The organism is Bacteroides stercoris ATCC 43183 (assembly GCF_025147325.1).
GTDB classification, from domain to species: Bacteria; Bacteroidota; Bacteroidia; order Bacteroidales; family Bacteroidaceae; genus Bacteroides; species Bacteroides stercoris.
Genome location: NZ_CP102262.1, coordinates 542,124 through 561,920, shown reverse-complemented (window position 1 = coordinate 561,920; position 19,797 = coordinate 542,124). Strand labels below are relative to the sequence as shown.

Below are 19,797 nucleotides of genomic sequence, written 5' to 3'. Positions count from 1 at the left end.
GAAAAAGCCCTCTTTGCAATTTGCGGAGAGGGCTTTCTTTTTTTATGGCTTCTTTACTTTTTCTTCTTGGCGTATTTGCCGCGTTTGGCTTTCGGTGCATCGGGGTCGCTCTGCAGTTTGATGATTTCCCTGCATGCATCCAGGTTTAAATCCTGCGGGATAATGTCCTTCGGAATTTTGTAGTTGTTGCCTTTATAAGAAATATAAGGTCCGTAACGGCCGTTCAATATTTCCAGCTCCGGTTCTTCTTCAAATTTCTTGATATGTTTCTGGGCTTCGGCATCTTTCTTTTCCCGGATGAGCTGAATAGCTTCTGCCAATGTTATTTCCAGCGGATCTATTGTCTTCGGAAGCGAGGTATACATTCCGTTGTTGTGTACATAAGGTCCGTAGCGTCCGGTTCCTATGGTTACTGTCTTGCCTTCATATTCGCCCAAGGTGCGGGGAAGCTTGAACAGTTCCAAAGCTTCTTCCAGTGTTATTGTCTCAATGGACATATCTTTCTTGAGTTGGGCAAAGCGTGGCTTTTCGTTGTCTCCGGCAGTACCGATTTGTACAACGGGACCGAAACGGCCGATTTTTACGGATACCTGTTTGCCGCTGCCCGGTTCTTCGCCTAAGATACGTTCGCCGGCCTTGTGGGCATTCTTGGTGGCAAGCGTGTTTTCCACGGACGGGTGGAAATCTTTATAGAAATCCTTCAGGATGGCGGTCCACTTCTTTTCTCCTTCGGCTATCTCATCGAACTGCTTTTCAACGCTGGCAGTAAAGTTATAGTCGAGGATGTTGGGGAAATATTCCATCAGGAAATCATTGACTACCGTACCTGTATCGGTAGGCATCAATTTGGCTTTTTCGGCTCCTGTAATTTCTGTTTGCGTAACGTCCGTAATCTTGCTGTCCTGCAATGAAAGTATGTTGTAAGAGCGCTCTTCCCCGCTCTTTTCGCCTTTCTCCACATAGCCGCGTTGCTGTATGGTTGAAATGGTAGGGGCGTATGTGGAAGGACGGCCGATACCCAGTTCTTCCAATTTGCGTACAAGGCTGGCTTCGGTGTAACGGGGCGGATGTTGCGTGAAGCGTTCCGTAGCAATAATGCTTTGGTGGTGTAAGACTTGTCCTTTCTTCAAAGGGGGCAGCAGACGGGTTTCATCCTCCTGCTCCGTGTCTTCGTCGATGGACTCGCGATACACGTGGAGGAAACCGTCGAATTTTACAATCTCTCCGGTTGCATTGAACGTATCCGCTTCGTTGCTGATGCCGATGCTTACGGTCGTTTTCTCAACTTCCGCATCTGCCATTTGAGAGGCTATCGTGCGCTTCCATATCAGGTCGTACAGTTTTCTTTCCTGCGGAGTACCTTCTATCTTGGCATTTTCCATATACGTAGGGCGAATGGCTTCGTGAGCCTCTTGAGCGCCTTTGGTTTTGGTGGCGAAATGACGCGGATATACATAGCGCTCTCCCATCATGTCGGCAATGACCGCTTTGCTGCTGTCAACCGCCAGTTCGGACAGGTTGACGGAGTCGGTACGCATATAGGTTATCTTTCCCGATTCGTACAACCGCTGGGCTACCATCATGGTCTGTGCTACTGTAAATCCTAATTTGCGGGCAGCTTCCTGCTGCAAGGTAGATGTAGTGAAAGGAGCGGCAGGGCTTTTTTTCAGCGGCCGGGTAGAAATGTCATGGATGGTGAAAGAGGCTGACCGGCAGCTTTCCAGAAATTTTTGAGCTTCGGCTTTGGTCTTGATACGGCGCGACAGCTCGGCTTTCATTTCCACCGGTTTGCCGTCGGCATCGGGCACGAGGAATACGGCGGTCACCCGGTACGATGCTTCCGATTGGAAAGCCTGTATCTCGCGCTCGCGTTCTACGATAAGACGGACTGCTACCGATTGCACACGTCCGGCAGAGAGTGCGGGTTTCACTTTTTTCCACAATACGGGTGAAAGTTCAAAACCTACGATACGGTCCAGAATACGGCGCGCCTGTTGGGCATCTACCAGATTGATGTCGATATTGCGCGGTTGCTCGATGGCTTTCAGAATGGCGCTTTGGGTGATTTCGTGGAAAACGATACGCTTGGTATGCTCCGGTTGCAGTTTTAGCACTTCGTATAAATGCCATGCAATCGCTTCTCCCTCGCGGTCCTCATCGGATGCCAACCATACGGTTTCCGCTTCCTTGGCTTCGGCTTTCAACTCTTCTACAACCTTTTTCTTATCTCCAGGAATTTCATAATGCGGTTTGAAATCTTTATCAATATCAATACTGAACTCTTTTTTCTTCAAATCGCGTATATGACCGTAACTGGAAAGGACTTTATAGTCTTTCCCGAGGAATTTCTCGATAGTCTTAGCTTTTGCCGGAGACTCGACAATGACAAGGTTTTTCTGCATAAATTTCTGTTTTATAGTGACTCCAGCCACTAATTTGCCCGCAAAAGTAGGAAAAAACAAACTTTCCACCTTATAATATAAGGAGAATTTAGCAAAAATGACCTATTTTGTTGGTTATGTCTTTGATTTTGGCTATTAGAATTTAAAACTTACACCTCCGGTAAAGTTGATGCCTTCGGTGGGGTATCCCCAATAATATTGATAATCCTGGTTTAATAAATTGTCTATGCGGGCGTAAACGGATATGCCTTTAAAGAATTCGTAGCTGCCGCCGGCATAGAGGTTGTTGACCGCATCGACTTTGTTTCCCTCCACCTTCTCGCGCGAAATATGCCTGTAGCCGAGGTTAAGCAGTAAAGCGGATACGGGATGTACATCCATGTGCAAATCAGCTTCAAAGGCCGGTTTGTAAACGAGGGCATAGGCGCCGGCATTGGACTGGCTGTCGTCCTTTGCATCCCAATTGCGGTAAATTCCGGTAGCGGAGAATGAAAATATGTTCTTATAGCCGTAGCGTATCTCGGCGCCGGCGTAGATGTTGCTTGTGTTCCATTGACCGATGGAAAGCATCGGACTGTACTTATTGGCAGTGGATTCGAAATCTGCCGGTTGGAAAAGCAAATCATCCTTTAAGTTCTGATATCCGCCGTACAGATTTAGCCATAAGCCGATTGCCGGACTGGCTTTGAAGCCGATGGCGGCATTTATTTGTTCGTAAGTGGCATCCGGTTGTGAAGAAACCTGTCCATACGGGCAGAATGCCTCTAAACGGCGGAAGTCATTTTGCAGTCTCCCGCCTTTGGCCTGTGCATAGAGGATATAACTGTCCGAGAAGTTGTATTCCACTGCTACATCGGGGGCTGCCCGGAATTTCTTTCCGAAACCGAAGCCCATGTCCACCAGGGCGCCGATACGTATTTTCCAATCATCGTTTTCCAGGCGGTAATGCGGGTTCAGACTAAGGGATGTGTAGTTCTCAAAATGATTGTTCTTGTACAGCACATTGTCCATTGCAAAGCCTATGCCTACGGTCTGTTCGTCTGATATGCCGCCTGTGACCAGTGCTTTGGTGCGGACGATGTATTCCCGGCTGTTCAAGAAACCGGAATCGTATTGACGTTCGTAAAGCATCAGGTTTGTTTCGGCACTGAACCGGAGGGGCAGTTCCGTATCCGTGGATTTCACTCCGAAATGAATGTCACCGGAAATGAACTTCTGTTTTCTGACGGCTGCATCGGGCAGGAAATTGAAGTTGCTCAATCCGAAGTTGCCCGCAACGTTCAGGTCTGCTTTCCTGAAGCGGTGCACATAATCCATATTGGCATGAGTGCGATAGTAGTAGGAATTCCATTTGCCGTCGTTGTCGGGTAAATCGAGTTTGCCGTCCATGCCGTTCATCCGGAAATTCAGGTTGAGGCGGTCGCGGTCGGACAATGTGAACAGATAGCCGGCGCGTGCGTCCAGATTGCCATAGTTGCCATAACCCAAACGGATATATCCGGGATGTGTTTTGGCTTGCGTCTCCTTGCCGGTATATGCCTGCATGACAGTTGCAGGTATGGTGTTGGCAGGCACGAGAGTTACATCGTATTCCACAGCCTTTTTATTGGCAGTCGGCGCTTCCACTTGGGGGAGCACGTTTATTTTGGACGCATCCGGAATATCGGGGGTATATTCCTGTTCCACAACAACTGTACGGTTTACGGTGGAGTCTTTGGCCTGTTGCTGGGCATGGATGCCCAAAGGTAGGGTTATCAGCGTTATTCCGCTGAGGATATATTGTATTTTTCTCATATTCATTGCATTCTTTTATTTCAGCTTTTCCAGTCTTTCTTGAATCATACGCTCGATATCATCATCGGCATGATAGTTTTGTTGCAAGCTCAGCAGATATTGGCGTGCATCCAGTTTCTTATCCATAGCGACATATACATCGGACAGAAGGATGAAGCTGCGTGCCAGCCAGTAGGCATGCGGGGTGCTCTGGTCGATGAAGTTCAGTATTTCCTTTTCGGCTGCGGCATACTCACCGGCATTGTACATCAACTGTGCCGACAGATATTTGGCTTCCGCACCGTATAATGTACGGGTATCTTTTGCCAGAAGCTTCAGGTCGTCTGCCGCCTTTTTCACCGCTTTCTGGTTCAGATAGGCTTTGGCGCGGTAGTATAAGGCTTCATTTTGCAGTTCGGGAGTCAGTTTGGCTTCGGCCAGTAAAGCGGTTGCGGCCTGAATCACTTCTATGTCATCCTTCAAGAGCACACCGCATCGCAATACGCCGGTGACGCCCAGTTGCCGGCGTTCGGCGGTTGTGGCGCGGGCTTGCAGTTGCTTGTAGTCTGCCAGAGCCTGTTTGTACTCCTTGCGGTTGAACAGGATTTCTCCGTGCATCAGCAGGGCCTCTTCCGAATACGGGCTGTCCGGATACTCCAACAGTTTGCCGGTATGCTCCAATACACCGGTTTCATCTTTCTGTTCTTTTCCGATGAGGCTCAGATAGTAATGCGCGTTCAGGCTGAAAGCTCCGTTCGGATAGCTTTGCAGGTAACGGGTGAAGCTTTCCCTTGCAGGGATGATTTCCCCTTTCATATACACCTTTTCCGCGGCAATATAGGTCAGCGAATCCTGCTCATTGGGTTCAAAGCGGATAACCCCCGGCATTTGGGCGGCAAGCGCAGCAAACTCATCCACGCGGTTGGCTTCCACATAAATGGATTTCAAATCGCGCATGGCAAGACGTGCTTCTTCGCTGCCCGGATATTGGGTGATAACGTATTTATAGGCTTCGATGGCGCGGTTGTAATCATCATTCTGATAGTACAGCAGTCCGATTTCGGTGGCAGCCTTACGACTGACGGGGCTTTCGGGATATTTGTTCAGCAGTTCCCGGAAGGTTGCGATGGCCTGACTGTTATTGCGGCCCTGCACATACGAACGGCCTTTTTCGTAAAGTGCACTGACGGCATAGGGCGAATTCGGATATTTGTCGGCCAGCCGGTTCAGCAGCGTAATCTTTCCATCGTAGTCTTTTTGCAGACCCGACACCAGAGCCAGTTGATAGTAGGAGTAGTCACCAGCAGGCGTACCCAGATTCTCTGCCCGGGTATAGTACTGTTTGGCTTCGTCGAAGCGGCGGACCTGCATGTAGCAGTCGCCGACACGGTTGTACGCATCGGCAAGAACGGTTGCGTCTCCGGCCTTTCTCAGTTGGATGAATTTCAGGAAACGGTCTTGCGCCGTTGCATAATCTTTCTTATGGAAAGCTATGTATGCCAGGTTGTAGTAGGCAAGGGCATACATTTCCGTATTCTTCTGCGGGGTAAGGGACAGATAATCGTTAAAATTACGGGCGGCTTCCTGCATGCGGTTCAGCCGGTAATAGGATTCACCCCGCCAGTAAAGGGCATCGGCCTTTGTTTGCAGGTTGTACCCGCCTAAGGCAATGCTTTGGTTGAAGCAGCCGATTGCCTGCTCAAACTGTGTATTGGCAAAGGATTGGGTACCCAACTGGAACAGAATCTTCTGCTTGGCTTCCAAAATGGCCCTGACGGGATGCGTAATGCGTTCAATGGACTTGAGTGCGGCATCGTAGCTGCGCGTGTTCATATACACCTCTACCAGGTAGCTGCTTACTTTATCGGCGTATGCGGAGTTGGGAAACTCATTCAGGAAGTTCTCGAATACCGTAACCGACTCGCCGAAAGCAGAGTAGGATGTTTCGTGAATGCAGAGAGCGTTATTGTAGGATGCCTGTTCCTTTATTTTCAAATCGGCATCGGATGCGGCGGCCTGTTCAAATGCCATACGTGCCTTGTTCTTGTCGGCAAGCTGCAAGTAAGCCAATCCCATGTGCAGATATGCGTTTTGTGTAAGCGCATCTTTGTTTGCAGTCACCTCGCCCAGGGTAACCGGAACTTGCGAGTAGACACCCGTCCGGTAGTAGGACATTCCCAGCATATAAAGCGCATCTCTTCTTGGGGCAGGCTCCGCGTTGTCTTTCAGATAGCTGCCGAAAGCTTTTATTGCTTCATGGTACTTGCCGAAATGATAATCGGCTGTACCTTGTATGCGGTACATCTCTCCCGTATATTTCTGGTTGGGGTAAGCGGAGAGATAGTTTTGCGCAACAATTTCCGCTTTGTCATAATTCTTTTTAATCAGATATATTTCCGCGATGTAATAAGGTACGAGCGCCTCGTATTTTGCATTGTCTTGCAGGCTGAGGAAGCCGTTGAGGGCATCGTCGTACCGTTGCTGTGAGTAGCGGATATATGCAAGGTAGTACGTACAGTCTGCTGTATATCTGGAACCGGTGCTGCGCAATGTCTCGAACCAGATGGCGGCTTCTTTCACATTTCCGGTTTTCAGGTAGCAGGTTGCCAGGCGGTAGGTCATGTCATCCCGTTCTTCATTGCTCAGGAGGTCGAGCCGGGAGGAGTTGAACATGGCGAGTGCATCGTCATATTTTCCCTCGAAGAAATAGGCGGACGCTATGAGGGCGCAGATACGGTTGGCGTGGGGAGTGTCGGGATACGCATCGAGATACTCCCGCAACAACTCTATGCTATTGGGGTTTCTCAGTTCATATTCGGCGCATACCAGCATGTATTCGGCTTCTTCTTTGTTGCCGGCAGCGGATACCGGGGCGCCTTCCGCATCGGTTTGTTTTATAAAAGCCTGTAGGGGAGGCATGGCTGCGGCAAATGCCTTTTGCCGGAACAGACTTTCTCCTTCCTCATACAGCCGTTGCGGCGAAGTGATTTTCCCGCCCGTCTGTGCCGTGGCGAGCAAAGGTGCGCAGCAAAGCGCGGTGCATACTATGCGATAAATTTTATGTTTCATCTTCGGTGGTTATAGAATAGGGCTTTTTTACAAAAATACGGGTTTTGGTTTGAATATGTTCCACTTGTTTGGCTTTTTTAGGATATATCCGCCAGGAACATTTGCAGGCCTTTACGGATGGAACCCAGCCCGAAATCTTCCGGGTGGATGTCTTTCAGCGGAAGGAAGAAGACTTCCGCCGCATCGTCCATTGCTTCGAAATGCAGGGTATCGGCTACCGTACAGCGGAAAAACAGGTCCAGCGTATGCACGGGAAATCCCGAATAGATATAGATGTTCGGTAATGAAAACAGATATTCGGCTTGTGTCACTGTCATTCCCGTTTCTTCTTTCACTTCGCGCGCAACGCCTTCTTCACCGGTTTCCGCCATGTCTATGAAGCCGCCCGGTAAATCGAGTGTCCCTTTGGCCGGTTCTTTGGCGCGGCGGCACACCAGTAATTCGTTCCGTCCGTTCAATATCAGGGCGACGGTAGCGGCGGAGGAGTTGAAATAGTAGACAAAACCGCAATCCTTGCATTGTTTTGATTTTTCATTATGAATTTCGAAATGCTCCGAACCGCATTTCGGACAATATCTGAATTGAGAAAGAGGATGTTCCATATTTTAAAGCTTTACTGGTTGCAGTAGGCAAAGATAGTAAAATCTATTCATATAAAAAGGCTGCACCGTATGATACTCTGTTCATACGATGCAGCCTCAGTTATAGACAGGTTGTTTTTTAAGTCAGCCTGCAGGTTTTATCCCAGCGGATTTTCTTCCTCTCCGCCATTGCCACTGCCGCCGTTACTGCCGCCACTTGTAGCAATCTCCTCGCCGTTGGTCGAGATACGCGTTATTCCGGAGCTCTTTACCATATCTTTCAGCCTTTTTCCCGGAGTGAGGATCAGTTTCTGCCGGTAGATGCTGTCGGCGGTTACATCTTTTGCCTCGCTCTGGCTTTTGCAGTTCAGTCCCGGGCGGATAGTGCCGAAATCTCCTAATTTCACGGTCGCTCCGAGACTGACGTAAGTGCTGAGCGCATCAATCAGTCCGTCCATAACCATTTTTACAACGCCGCGCGGAGCCATACCCTCCTTCGTAACCTGGTCGCACAGTCTGTCGTAGCTGATTTCTCCAATGGAGAACGAAGCGGCTACATACTTTTCCGACTTACTTTCATCGAAACCGAAAACTCTCTTTTTAACTACATAACGGAATGCCATAATCTTTTTTGTTTTAGATGGTTGTTACTTCAAAATCATATATCTTTGTGATCACAGTGCGAAGTTACAACATGCCGGAACGGACGGGTGCTTTAAAAGCGCTTTCGGTACTTTCCCTGTGTTCGGAAAACCCTATAGACGGCTGTTTAATATTTTGGTTTACAGCTGATTGAAACTTTTTTAAAAATATTTTGGAAATATCGTAAAAGAATCGCTTCATGGAGAATTTTGCCGCTATAGATTTTGAAACGGCCAATGAACAGCGCACCAGTGTATGCAGTGTCGGTGTAGTCATTGTGCGGAATGGAGAAATTGCAGACAGCTATTACAGTCTGATTCGTCCCGAACCGGAGTATTATACTTATTGGAATACCCGTGTGCACGGTCTGACCCTGGCGGATACGTCCCGGTCGCCTGTCTTCCCGGCCGTATGGCAGGAAATAGCACCACGCATTGAGGGACTGACGTTAGTGGCGCATAATAAAGCGTTCGATGAGAGTTGCCTGAAAGCGGTATTCCGCATGTACGGCATGGATTATCCCGATTATGATTTCCGTTGTACTTTGCAGGCATCACGCCGTGCCATTAAGGGACTGCCCGATTATCAGCTGCATACGGTAGCGGCATGGTGCGGTTACCGGTTAGAGCAACATCACCATGCGCTGGCCGATGCAGAAGCCTGTGCCTGGATAGCCAGGCAGATTATTTAGAATATCCGTTTAGCGCAGAAATTCGTAATGACCGGCAGTGCCTTCAAAAGAAAGGATGCCGTCGTCCGAACGTACTTCCATGGCAGGGATATATACCTTCCCGTCTTTCTTTATTTGCCATGTTCCCGGAATGAGGTCGGTGATAACAAATTTCATGGCAGCGTTTCCGTCTACTTTCATATCGACTTTGCCGGACAGAGGCCGGCTGTCTCTGCTGAAGGTAACGACCCGGTCGGCTATCTGTACGCCTACCACTTTCTCCGCATCAATGCGTTTTACGTCGTGCATCCGTTTGCAGGTGTTGTCTGCAACCTGCATTACGTTCAGGAAGCAGTCTTCGGTGGCAGGTGCGGCAGGCGACACTTCCACACGCCATGCTCCCCGTTCGTTGGCATCATCGGGGCGGTTGGGCAGTGCGTCGTTCGGGTAGTTGGTTCCGAATACCCAGAATTCTTTTCCTTTGCCGCCCACCTTCTCTATCTGTGCATTTCCGGCTTCGGGCAATAATACATGGTTCTGCAACATTCCGGTATCGCCGTTTTTGGTGCGCCGGACAATGAAACGGTTGCCTTCTATCGTAGGTTCTTCAATGCTGTGCAGCAGCCAGAATTTCTTGAGTGTGGGGTCGGAAGACACAACTTTGTCAAATACGATAAGTGCGGCGGGCACTTCGGCAGTGTGCAGGTTCAGGAAGACGAAGGAGCGTTTCGCCTCTTTTACTTTATCCGTGTAGGCTTGCGTGATGTCGCCTTTCAGATAGGAGTAGTCGGGCTTGCAGGCATCAGGCCCGAATCCGTGCGCCAGGGCTTTGCCGGTTGTGTAGTCTTTACTTAGCAATTGCTCGAACGAGCGGCAGGTTTCCCAGCGGTCGCCAGGCATGCGTTGTCCGCCGTCATTGGTTGCAAATTCGGTCTTGCCGCCTCCGCCATAGTTCCAGCAGGCGAATTTTTCATCGGGATTATATACCAGCAGCGAATTATGCGCAATGGTACGTTTGAAGAAATTCTTGTTGTGCGGGCTGTTGTATCCGCCGGAACTTCCCTGATAGGCTCCCGCGTCGATGGCAAGGGGGCCTTTGTAATAGAGCTGGAAAGAGCCGCCGTCCAAGTGCTGGTGGTTGCCGACAAACTGTTCGTTTATCTTCATTTCGGCAATCACGCTGTTTTCGTCCCATGCCGTGCGGGCTATCATCCAGCCGAAAGGACTTCCCGAATAGCGTGTCAGCGGCAGGTCATCGGGAGCTTTGGCCTTCAAATCCAAGTCTCTCCACAGAATGTCGAAGATGAGGCAGTGGCGTTCGATGTTGGGTTTGCGTTCGTACTCGTATGCCAGATAGCTGTCTTTGTAGAAGCTGGAAGCCAGCATGGCAGGCAGTGAGTAGGACGGCATGTTTTTTCTGATAGGATTCGTATCGCCGGCCGGCATCACCTGCCCGTCGGGACGGCGGCGGTAGAGGAAGTCGTACAGGACAAACTGCTGCGCCGGGTTGTATATGGCTCCTGCGCCCATGCGTTGCAGAATCCAGAGCGAGAAGAGGTCGTTGCTGAAACGTACATTTACGTAGCTCGTTCCCTGATGGTAGTTATGCCCGGAGTAGATGTAGTTTCGCACAGGCAGATAATCCTTGAACATCATCTTTATTACATGGTTGTACATGTCCGGATATTCATCGTAGATGGCTATGCCGGCAGAAAGCATGTCCCGTAGTATCATCCATTCGCTGGAGTGCCCGGCAATCGGTTCGTTGTTGCGTGGGGGATAGCCGCATTCCATTGTTTTGGCTATGCGGATGAAAGATTCTATGTAAGCTTTCTTTTCGGATTCTTTCATCTGGTCGTAGCACCAGTCATATACCATTGCACCGCAGGTGAGCATTACACCGCTGGCACGCGACAAATCACCTTTTGTTCCGTAATTGACGTTCTGAAGCGTGTCCAGCATGGCGGTAATGGCGCTTCTGGCCTGTTTCTTGTCGCCATACACCAGATAGTCGAGTGCCTGCACTTGTACGCGGCTGGTCACGCCACGCATTTCAAAGTAGTAGCGGAACCCTCTGTCCTTGACTTTTGCCTCTTCTTCGGGAGTACGGTCTTTGCCCAATTTGTTCAGGGTAGCCAGAACTTCCTTTACATGCGGGTGTTCCATGCGTTTCTTTAAATCGGGCAAATCGGCGGAGCGTACATAAAGCCGGGGGTGTACTTGCGGCGGAATGGGTACTGTGACGCCTTCCATATTCTCCCAGGTAACCTCTGGCCTGCTTTGTTGCGCATTACTTTTCAGACAGAAAACACAGAGGAAAAAACTCGTGATAAATAGGATACTTTTTTTCATGTTTTTTTGTTTGGTATATTAATAAGTAGTTGTTCTTCCATCCGTTCCGGTGGGGATAACCGTGTTTAACCCATTGTAAATGTAAGGCAAAAATTATTATCTGTCTTGCCTTTTGACGGACAAAATATACCTATTCCTGCATTTTTGAACATAAATGATATATGCTGGGACATTATTAATATCATGCAGTGCAAATACAGATTCAGTCAGACTGAAGATAATCGAAAATAAGGGTGAATACCGTACCTTTGTCATGGTGTGAATAAACGGAAATTGCACCTTTGTGAAGTTTGATTATTCTCTCTACCAATGCCATTCCAATACCGTTTCCTTGTGAGAAATCCCGGTTCCTGCCTCTGTAAAAAGGTTCGAACAGATGCTCCATATCTTCTTCGGGAATGCCGATGCCGGTATCGGAGAAACGGATAAGTACCTTATGTTTGGAAAACGAAATCTGTACCGTTGAACTTTGGTCAGATGAGAACTTGCAATTATTTTCGATAAGGTTTACAAATGCTGTCCGAAGCAGATAGTCGTTACCACGAATAGTGACCATTCCGTCATCTTCGGTATCGTCTTCAAACCTTAAGTCAACATTATAGCCGCTGTGGGCTTTCATCACCATGGCACTGGCATCCAATAGCACTTCGTCAAGACGTATTGCCGACATGCTTATTTGTTCTGTATTGTAGCTTGCCTTTGCCAAATCCATTAGTCCGTTGGATAGTTTCTCAATATTACGGGCATCGGAAAGCGCATTTTCAACCACTTTTTTATAATCTTCGCTTGAGCGCTCTTTGTAAAGAGAAAGTTCGAGTTCGGCAATCAGTGCAGCCATTGGAGTCCGCAGTTCGTGCGAAACATTACTGATAAACATCTTTTGGGCTTCAAATGATTCTTCAAGGCGGTCCAGCGTTTTGTTGAACGTTCGGGCAAGTTCTCCTATTTCGTCTTTGTGGTCTTCTACTTCCACACGCTTGCTGAGATTGGAAGCGGTGATGGCTTCAACTTGTTTTACAATTTCCGATACTGGTTTTAGTACGCTGCGTGCCATGAAATAGCCGATGACAAACAACAACCCGAATGAAACCGCCCATACCGCAAGCAGGCGTGTATTTAGAATATGGAGCATATCGTAGCCTGCTTGTGGAAAGAGCAATTCTTCGAGCACAAAGAAGACGGCGATTACAAGTAATGCCGTAACAAACAGATATCGGAGCGTTAGTTTAGTACGGATTTTCATAGCTGAATATGAATCCCATTCCCGGTTTGGTATGGATTAGTTTGGTATTGAAATTTTTGTCTATCTTTTTTCGCAAATAGTTTATATAAACATCGATGAAGTTTGTTCCGGTATCAAAATGGGTGTCCCATACCTTTTCGGCTATTTCGGTACGGGTTAGAATTCTTTCCGGGTTTTGGACAAAAAAGAGGAGTAAGTTGTATTCTTTCGGTGTAAGTATAATGGACTGTCCGTTTCGCGAAACGGACTTTGTCCTGAGATATACCTTGAGGTCTGCATACTCTATGCACTCTACTGTGGGTATTTGGCAGCGCTTCAGTAGGATTGATATGCGTGCATTCAGTTCTCGGAAGTCAAAAGGCTTGACCATATAGTCATCCGCTCCCGAATCGAATCCTTCGAGTTTGTCGTCTGTCGTACCGAGTGCGGTAAGTATCAGTATAGGCACAGTTTCGTTTTGCCGTCGGATATCGCGGCATAAATCAAACCCACTGCCATCGGGCAGCATTATGTCTGAAATGATGATATCCTGTTTTTCGTAGGCAAACATTCTCAACCCTTCCGATACATTGGTTGCCGTGCCAACCGTGTGTCCGGACTCTTCCAAACCGCGTTTGAGCAATTCGGCCATACGGTTTTCATCTTCTATAACAAGTATTTTAGCCATATGTTGCAAAGGTAGATGATTTTTTTGTAAGAGATGGGTTTCTAATGATTTTCTAATTGATTTATAAGTGTTTTCTAATGATGTAAGACTATGCTTATGGCTATTTTTGCCCGCAAAAAACAATGTTTATGATACGTTTGCTGCTCATAGTTTTTTTCTCTTTTATTGGTGTATCTGTACCGGCTCGGCAAATTAGATTGTCTTCCGACCAGATAGAGGCTATGTTTCTGAAACAGAACTTGGCACTTATTGCCGAACGGATGAATGTTTCGATAGCCGATGCTGCCATTGCCGAAGCAACTGTTTGGGACAATCCGGAATTATCCGTCGGTGATATCAACTTTTGGAAGAGGCGGGGGACTGATGAGTACGGAGGCGCGGTTGCCAGTCCCAAGCAGTTTTCGCTCGAACTCTCTCAGATGGTTTCGCTTTCGGCGCGCAGGATAAAGTTGGCGGAAGTTGAAAAAATAGATAAGGAGATAACCGTAAGGCAGTTTGAAGAGCTGTTGCGAAGTCTGAAAATGGAACTTCATATCTCGATAGCCGAGCTTGTATATCTACAAAATCTGCTTAAGGTTATCGAGAGTCGGCAGACTCTTCTCGAAAAGGTTGTTGCCGGATATCGGGCGCAGTATCAAACGGGGAATGTAACCGGAAATGAACTGTTGAGGCTGCAAACGGCGCTGTTTGCAGTAAACGGAGAAATGAACGAGGTACGGACCGAGTATAATGCACATCAAAAGAACATAAAGAATTTGCTTGCTTTGGAACCTTCGGTCGTGGTGATCGTTGCCGAGGAGCAGGTTGACTTTCCATCTCCTCTTACATTGGATCCTGCCATGCTTATGGAAACGGCTTTGGCATCCCGTCCCGATTTGGCTACGGCAGTACTGCGGGCTGAATATCACCGTAAAGATATCGTTTATCAAAAGGCATTGGCGATACCCGACATTAGCTTGGGAATAAAGTATGACCGTGCCGGAGGCGTGTGGGATAACTTCTTCGGTGTGGGAATAGGAGTGCAATTACCGGTTTTCAATCGTAATAAAGGAGCTATAAGGAGGGCACGGTTCAGACTTAGGCAGAATGAAATTTTGGTGTTGCAGGAACAGAATAATATACGGAATGAAATTATTGAATGCCTGGAAAATTACAAAGCCGTTTACTCTTTTCTTGAGGAGAACGGTGTGAATCGTTCCATACAAAGCGAGATGGACAAGATGCCGGATGTGTATACGAAGAATCTGTTGATGAAAAATATATCGATGGTTGAGTATATGGATTTCATGGATAGCTATCATGCTTCGAAAGAGGTGTTGTTGCGGAGCCGGAAAGAGCTGAGGCTTCAATTTGAACGCTTACAATTTGCAATAGGACAAACTATAAAATAACGAATGATGAAGAGAATAATTTATCTTTTACTACCGTTGCTGGCAAGCTGCGGAGAGAACAGCCGGAGCAGTCTGCCGACCCGGGAAACCGTTTCGGACGTTTTTTTGCAGGAAGTGCTGACAGCAAAAGCCGAGTTGAAGCGGTTGCAGAAGGAGTTTACCCTTGCCGGAAAAGTAGTTGTTGATTCCGACCGTACGATAAGCTATTCACCTTTAGTGAGCGGTGTAGTCGTGAAAAGCTACTTTTCACTTGGCGATTATGCAGAAAAAGGTAAAAGGATGGTAGATATACGTTCGGTCGAATTGAGTTCTTTGCAATCGGAACTTGCCGTGGCTCGACAGAATCTTAAAGGTGTGGAGTCCTTGCACGGGAGCGGGATGGCAACCGATAAAGAGCTTGTCGAAGCTCGTTCGACAGTCGGGAAGTTGCAGTCAGATTTTGTTCTTTATGGCGAAAATCAGGATAACGGCGTCTTTTCCGTAAAAGCCCCGATGAGCGGCTATGTAATCGGGAAATACTGCAATCCGGGAACCTCTTTCCCGGAAAGTGGCGGACCGCTGTTTTCGATGGCCGATTTATCGACAGTGTGGGTTGTAGCGAATGTCTATGCCGGAAATTTGCAATTTGTACACGAGGGGCAATGCGTTGAAATTACATCCGTGGCCTATCCAGCAGAGGTTTTCAAGGGTAAGATAGATTTCCTCTCACAGGTTTTCGACTCCGAGGACAAAGCATTGAAGGTGCGAATCACATTGCCTAACCCGGCATTGAAGCTTAAACCGGAAATGCCTGTGGTGGTAAAATTGTTCAATGATTCGAATTTGGAACTGGTAGCGGTTCCGAGCAGTGCGGTGATTTTCGACAATAACGGTTACTATGTAGTTGTTGGCGATAAGACTTTCGGGATTCGGAAGATCACCCCTTTCGCCCGGCATAATGACTTTACCTATATTACCGAAGGAATTAAGGCGGGTGAAGAGGTCGTTATAAAGAACCAACTGCTGATGTATAACGAAATAAAAGGGAAGTAACGATGCATAAGTTCATAGAAAACATCATAGGATTTTCCCTTAAGAATCATGTGTTTATCCTTTTTATGACGGGAGTTCTGTTTGTGGCGGGAATTGCCTGCTACCAGAATACTCCCATTGAGGCTTATCCCGATGTGACCAATACGCGGGCGAAAATCATTGCCCAATGGCCCGGACGCAGTGCCGAAGAGGTAGAGAAGTTCGTTACGCTTCCCATAATGCAACAGCTTAATACCATTCCTCGGAAAACGGATGTGCGCTCCACATCCTTATTCGGGCTGGCGGTTGTCAATGTACTATTTGAGGACGGTGTAGATGATTTTTATGCTCAGCAGTATGCTTCGAACCGTATACAGGAGTTGAGCCTGCCGGATGGCGTGGAACTTTCGATTGAACCGCCGAGTGGAGCCACCGGGGAAATCTTCAGGTACATACTTAAGAGTGACCTGCCCATCCGCGAGGTTTCGGCCGTTAACGACTGGGTAGTGCAACGGGAGCTTTTGGCTGTGCCGGGCATTGCAACGATTGCTACTTTCGGCGGAGAGGAGAAAATGTACGAAATTCGTGTAAATCCGGTGGAACTTGCCAATTACGATATTTCTCCTCTTGATGTTTATGAGGCTGTAGGGAGAAGTAATATCAATGTGGGCGGCGATGTAATACAGAAGGGGGCGCAAGCCTATGTGGTCCGTGGTTTGGGACTATTGGAAAGCGTTGAGGATATTGAAAACCTATTGATTACCACCAAAGGCAGTTCGCCGATTCGGGTTAAAGAAGTTGCCACGGTATCCGTATCTGCAAAACCGCGTCAAGGGCAGGTTGGGCTCAATTACGATGACGATGTGGTACAAGGCATCGTGATAATGCTCCGTGGTGAGAATCCGAGCGAAGTCATCACGCGTCTTAAGGATAAAATCACAGAACTTAACGACAGAATTTTGCCTGAGGATATAAAGATAGTGCCCTTTATGGACAGAACTCGGCTTGTCGATGCTACTGTGCACACTGTAATCGGAAATATGCTGGAGGGAGTTCTACTTGTGTCATTTATCGTGTTCTTGTTTCTATTCAACTGGCGTACCACGGTTATTGTGGCTTCGGTCATCCCTCTGTCGTTTCTTTTTGCAATTACGATGCTTCGGATACAAGGGCTGCCCGCCAATCTGATTTCGATGGGGGCTTTGGATTTCGGGCTGTTGCTGGAGGGTACGTTGGTGATAACAGAGGTGGTTTTCGTTGCGCTCCTGCAAAAATCGCAGGAGAGGGGAAAGTATTTCGGCCGTTATGCCAAAAGCGGGCTTATAAAGAAGAGTGCCGGTTCGGTTGCTTCTCATATTTTCTTTGCCCAGATTATTCTGGTGGTGGCGCTGTTTCCTATTTTCTCGTTTCAGAAAGTGGAAGGAAAGATGTTTTCTCCGCTGGCTTTTACGCTTGGGTATGCTCTTCTCGGCTCTTTGCTATTGTCGCTTACTTATGTCCCTGTTATGTGCAAGGTGTTGTTTTCAAGACCGATAAGAGAGAGGAACAACAAGGCTGCAAAGGCATTGGAGGGATGGCTCATTTCGTTTTATTACTTCACTAAGCGTCATAGGAAAGCAACCGTTGTCGCATTCGTACTTTTATTCGGTATCTCCCTGTTTCGGTTTATGTTTTGGGGCACGGAATTTATTCCGAGTATGAACGAGGGAGCGGTTTATGTTCGCGCCACTTTGCCTAACAGTGTCAATCTCGAAGAGAGCGTGCGGCTAACCAAAGAGATGAAAGCCAAACTGCAAAGTTTTGAGGAAGTGGATTTTATTCTTACACAGACAGGGCGTCCCAATGATGGAACAGATGCAACGGGCTTTTTCAACATTGAGTTTCACGCCGAGCTCAAACCCGAATCCGAATGGAAGCGCAAGATGTCCAAAGAGAATCTGATTGAGCAGATGCAAGATTCTTTGGCTGTTTATCCGGGAATTATTTTTGCTTTTTCGCAGCCTATTCAGGACAATGTAGAAGAGTATGTTGCCGGAGTAAAAAGTGCGTTGGTCATTAAAATCTTCGGTAATGATCTGTATACATTGGAGGCTGCTGCCGATAGTGTTGCCGGAGTCATTAAAGGTGTCCGAGGGGTGGAGGATGTAAATGTATTCCGCTCAATCGGTCTGCCGGAATTGCAGATTAAACCCCTTGAGTCGAAAATGGCCCAATATGCCGTGTCTATGGCAGATGCCCAGGCGGTTATCGAAATGGCTATCGGTGGGAAAGCTGCAACTGTGTTTTACGAAAATGAGCGTACCTTTGACGTGATGCTCCGTTTTGAACAGCAGTTCCGCAACGATGAGCAGAAAATAGGTGATATTCTTATTCCGACAATGGATGGCAAGCAGGTTCCCCTCAAGGAAATTGCGGACATTAAGTTTGTGACGGGACCTGCGTTTATTTATCGTGAAGGAAGCAGGCGGTATGTGGGGATAGGTTTTTCCATTCGGGACAGGGACCTCGGGTCGACCATAGATGAGGCGCAAGCCAAAGTTGAAAGGTTGGTGCATTTGCCTGAAGGCAGCAAGATACAATGGGCAGGTGAATTTGAAAGCCAGCAGCGAGCCACCAAACGTCTTGCAGTAGTTGTTCCGGCCGTTTTGCTTTTGATTCTCTTTTTATTGTATATGAACTTCGGCACAGTCAAAGATACGCTGATTGCCGCAAGCACTATGCCCTATGCTTTTATCGGGGGATTTATTTCGCTTTGGGTGGCAGGCATTCCGTTCGGTATTTCGGCGGGTATTGGGTTTATCATCTTGTTTGGAATAGTGTCTATCAATTCTATTTTGCTCACGGCACTGATGAAATCGCTTTTGCAGCAAAGCCGCAATATAGGTTTTGCAATAGATGAGGCCGTACGCATCCGTCTTCGTGCTGTGCTGATGATTTCATTAATGGGTTCTGCCGGATTGCTTCCTGCCGCTCTCTCCACAGGAATGGGTTCGGAAGTGCAAAAGCCGTTGGCAGTGATGATTGTAGGCGGCATCCTGATATGTTTTGTGCTTTCGTTTACTGTTTTGCCTCAGGTTTTTTACTTTGCGTACAGTAAAAGTAAGATAAACGGCAACAGGTGATTTTTAGGTATCAGGCAGAAGAATTGCAGGATTTATTCGTTTCTTGTGGATTTATCATTATCTTTGACTGCGAATGCTAATGCGTTAAACAGCCGTTGCCCTTTCGTCAGACAACTGTGTAACGAAAGGGCAACATCTGTTTAACGCAAGGGTGACATCTGTCTGACGGATTACGGTTGGCGGTGCGGTATCTTGCTATTTATGAACGTATTGGCTGATAGTGCCAATCTAATACCTTATTACATATGAGTGCTTACTATGATTTGTATCAGACTCCCGACCCTTTGGGCGAGAACCGCAACGAGCCCCGTCTGCATGCCCGTATCCTGCCACGGGGAACAATCTCCGCCGATAAATTCCGTGAGTTGGTGGCTAAGGCCACCGGTTTCAGTCCCGCCATTCTCGACGGAACTTTGCAGGCTGTTACGGACGAACTATACAGTTGGCTGTCCGAGGGTTGGACGGTGGAAGTGGGCGAGTTGGGCTATTTCTCCGTATCGCTGAAATGCGACCGTCAGGTTACCGACAAGAAAGAAATCCGTTCGCCGTCGGTACATTTTCAGAATGTGAACCTGCGTCTCGGGAGCAAATTCCGTAACCGTTTCAATACGATGGAGCTGGAACGCAAAGCGTCACCATACGTATCCCGTTCCGTGATGGGCGAGGAGGAGAGGAAAGAAAAACTATTGCTGCATTTGGATAAATACGGATGCATCACACGGGCGGATTATGAATCGATAACGGGTTTGGTGAAGCATCGGGCGGTGTCCGACCTGAACCGATACCTTGCGGAGGGGATGATACGTAAGTATGGTAGCGGCAAAACGGTGGTCTATTTGAAACCTTGATATCGGGAGAGAGACTTTTTTATAGG

The 19,797-nt window shown here is 47.8% G+C and carries 13 protein-coding genes; 5 read left to right on the top strand and 8 right to left on the bottom strand.

Annotation, left to right across the window (positions count from 1 at the left end; genetic code table 11):
* Positions 1–53: 53 nt before the first annotated feature.
* The 5 genes from topA to NQ565_RS02290 form a co-directional block, all read right to left on the bottom strand.
* Complete coding sequence (gene topA / locus NQ565_RS02310) at positions 54–2,402, bottom strand: type I DNA topoisomerase (RefSeq protein ID WP_040316003.1); 2,349 nt, start codon at positions 2,400–2,402, stop codon at positions 54–56.
* A gap of 135 nt (positions 2,403–2,537) precedes the next feature.
* Positions 2,538–4,202, bottom strand: coding sequence for a TonB-dependent receptor (locus tag NQ565_RS02305; RefSeq protein ID WP_005655371.1), 1,665 nt, complete (start codon positions 4,200–4,202; stop codon positions 2,538–2,540).
* 9 nt (positions 4,203–4,211) lie between these two features.
* Positions 4,212–7,244, bottom strand: coding sequence for a tetratricopeptide repeat protein (locus NQ565_RS02300; RefSeq protein WP_005655370.1), 3,033 nt, complete (start codon positions 7,242–7,244; stop codon positions 4,212–4,214).
* A gap of 77 nt (positions 7,245–7,321) precedes the next feature.
* On the bottom strand, positions 7,322–7,846 hold the full coding sequence (locus NQ565_RS02295; RefSeq protein ID WP_005655369.1) for an NUDIX domain-containing protein: 525 nt from the start codon (positions 7,844–7,846) through the stop codon (positions 7,322–7,324).
* Positions 7,847–7,983: 137 nt separating this feature from the next.
* The gene (locus tag NQ565_RS02290) at positions 7,984–8,448 is read right to left on the bottom strand and encodes an HU family DNA-binding protein (RefSeq protein WP_005655368.1); all 465 of its coding nucleotides are present in this window, start codon (positions 8,446–8,448) and stop codon (positions 7,984–7,986) included.
* 218 nt (positions 8,449–8,666) lie between these two features.
* On the opposite strand from NQ565_RS02290, the gene NQ565_RS02285 reads away from it, so the two are divergent.
* The gene (locus NQ565_RS02285; protein WP_005655365.1) at positions 8,667–9,158 is read left to right on the top strand and encodes a 3'-5' exonuclease; all 492 of its coding nucleotides are present in this window, start codon (positions 8,667–8,669) and stop codon (positions 9,156–9,158) included.
* Positions 9,159–9,167: 9 nt separating this feature from the next.
* Here NQ565_RS02285 and hepB read toward each other — a convergent pair whose 3' ends face one another.
* From hepB to NQ565_RS02270, 3 genes are all read right to left on the bottom strand, one after another.
* Positions 9,168–11,489: a heparin/heparin-sulfate lyase HepB gene (gene hepB, locus NQ565_RS02280; RefSeq protein ID WP_005655363.1), complete on the bottom strand. Its 2,322-nt coding sequence runs from the start codon at positions 11,487–11,489 to the stop codon at positions 9,168–9,170.
* Between the two features lie 202 nt (positions 11,490–11,691).
* Positions 11,692–12,732, bottom strand: coding sequence for a sensor histidine kinase (locus NQ565_RS02275; protein ID WP_005655361.1), 1,041 nt, complete (start codon positions 12,730–12,732; stop codon positions 11,692–11,694).
* On the bottom strand, positions 12,716–13,399 hold the full coding sequence (locus NQ565_RS02270; protein WP_005655359.1) for a response regulator transcription factor: 684 nt from the start codon (positions 13,397–13,399) through the stop codon (positions 12,716–12,718). Before NQ565_RS02270 ends, NQ565_RS02275 begins: the two co-directional genes overlap by 17 nt.
* A gap of 128 nt (positions 13,400–13,527) precedes the next feature.
* Between NQ565_RS02270 and NQ565_RS02265 the strand changes: the two genes are divergently transcribed.
* The 4 genes from NQ565_RS02265 to NQ565_RS02250 all read left to right on the top strand — a co-directional run bounded on the left by NQ565_RS02265 (position 13,528) and on the right by NQ565_RS02250 (position 19,771).
* Entirely contained in the window at positions 13,528–14,790 is a 1,263-nt protein-coding gene (locus NQ565_RS02265; protein ID WP_139168218.1) for a TolC family protein, read from the top strand.
* 3 nt (positions 14,791–14,793) lie between these two features.
* Positions 14,794–15,822 (top strand): efflux RND transporter periplasmic adaptor subunit, encoded by a 1,029-nt coding sequence (locus NQ565_RS02260; protein ID WP_005655356.1) that lies wholly within the window; start codon positions 14,794–14,796, stop codon positions 15,820–15,822.
* A 2-nt stretch (positions 15,823–15,824) separates the two neighbouring features.
* Positions 15,825–18,923, top strand: coding sequence for an efflux RND transporter permease subunit (locus NQ565_RS02255; RefSeq protein ID WP_005655355.1), 3,099 nt, complete (start codon positions 15,825–15,827; stop codon positions 18,921–18,923).
* Between the two features lie 245 nt (positions 18,924–19,168).
* Positions 19,169–19,771 carry an HU family DNA-binding protein gene (locus NQ565_RS02250; protein WP_005655354.1) on the top strand — a complete coding sequence of 201 codons (603 nt, stop codon included), beginning with the start codon at positions 19,169–19,171 and terminating at the stop codon, positions 19,769–19,771.
* Positions 19,772–19,797: the final 26 nt, after the last annotated feature.

What these genes read in the sequence shown, in the direction of transcription:
- NQ565_RS02250 (WP_005655354.1), top strand. Translation starts at nt 19,169, where the DNA reads ATGAGTGCTTACTATGATTTGTATCAGACTCCCGACCCTTTGGGCGAG.
- NQ565_RS02305 (WP_005655371.1), bottom strand. Translation starts at nt 4,202, where the DNA reads ATGAATATGAGAAAAATACAATATATCCTCAGCGGAATAACGCTGATA.
- NQ565_RS02275 (WP_005655361.1), bottom strand. Translation starts at nt 12,732, where the DNA reads ATGAAAATCCGTACTAAACTAACGCTCCGATATCTGTTTGTTACGGCA.
- NQ565_RS02295 (WP_005655369.1), bottom strand. Translation starts at nt 7,846, where the DNA reads ATGGAACATCCTCTTTCTCAATTCAGATATTGTCCGAAATGCGGTTCG.
- topA (WP_040316003.1), bottom strand. Translation starts at nt 2,402, where the DNA reads ATGCAGAAAAACCTTGTCATTGTCGAGTCTCCGGCAAAAGCTAAGACT.
- hepB (WP_005655363.1), bottom strand. Translation starts at nt 11,489, where the DNA reads ATGAAAAAAAGTATCCTATTTATCACGAGTTTTTTCCTCTGTGTTTTC.
- NQ565_RS02290 (WP_005655368.1), bottom strand. Translation starts at nt 8,448, where the DNA reads ATGGCATTCCGTTATGTAGTTAAAAAGAGAGTTTTCGGTTTCGATGAA.
- NQ565_RS02270 (WP_005655359.1), bottom strand. Translation starts at nt 13,399, where the DNA reads ATGGCTAAAATACTTGTTATAGAAGATGAAAACCGTATGGCCGAATTG.
- NQ565_RS02300 (WP_005655370.1), bottom strand. Translation starts at nt 7,244, where the DNA reads ATGAAACATAAAATTTATCGCATAGTATGCACCGCGCTTTGCTGCGCA.
- NQ565_RS02285 (WP_005655365.1), top strand. Translation starts at nt 8,667, where the DNA reads ATGGAGAATTTTGCCGCTATAGATTTTGAAACGGCCAATGAACAGCGC.
- NQ565_RS02265 (WP_139168218.1), top strand. Translation starts at nt 13,528, where the DNA reads ATGATACGTTTGCTGCTCATAGTTTTTTTCTCTTTTATTGGTGTATCT.
- NQ565_RS02260 (WP_005655356.1), top strand. Translation starts at nt 14,794, where the DNA reads ATGATGAAGAGAATAATTTATCTTTTACTACCGTTGCTGGCAAGCTGC.
- NQ565_RS02255 (WP_005655355.1), top strand. Translation starts at nt 15,825, where the DNA reads ATGCATAAGTTCATAGAAAACATCATAGGATTTTCCCTTAAGAATCAT.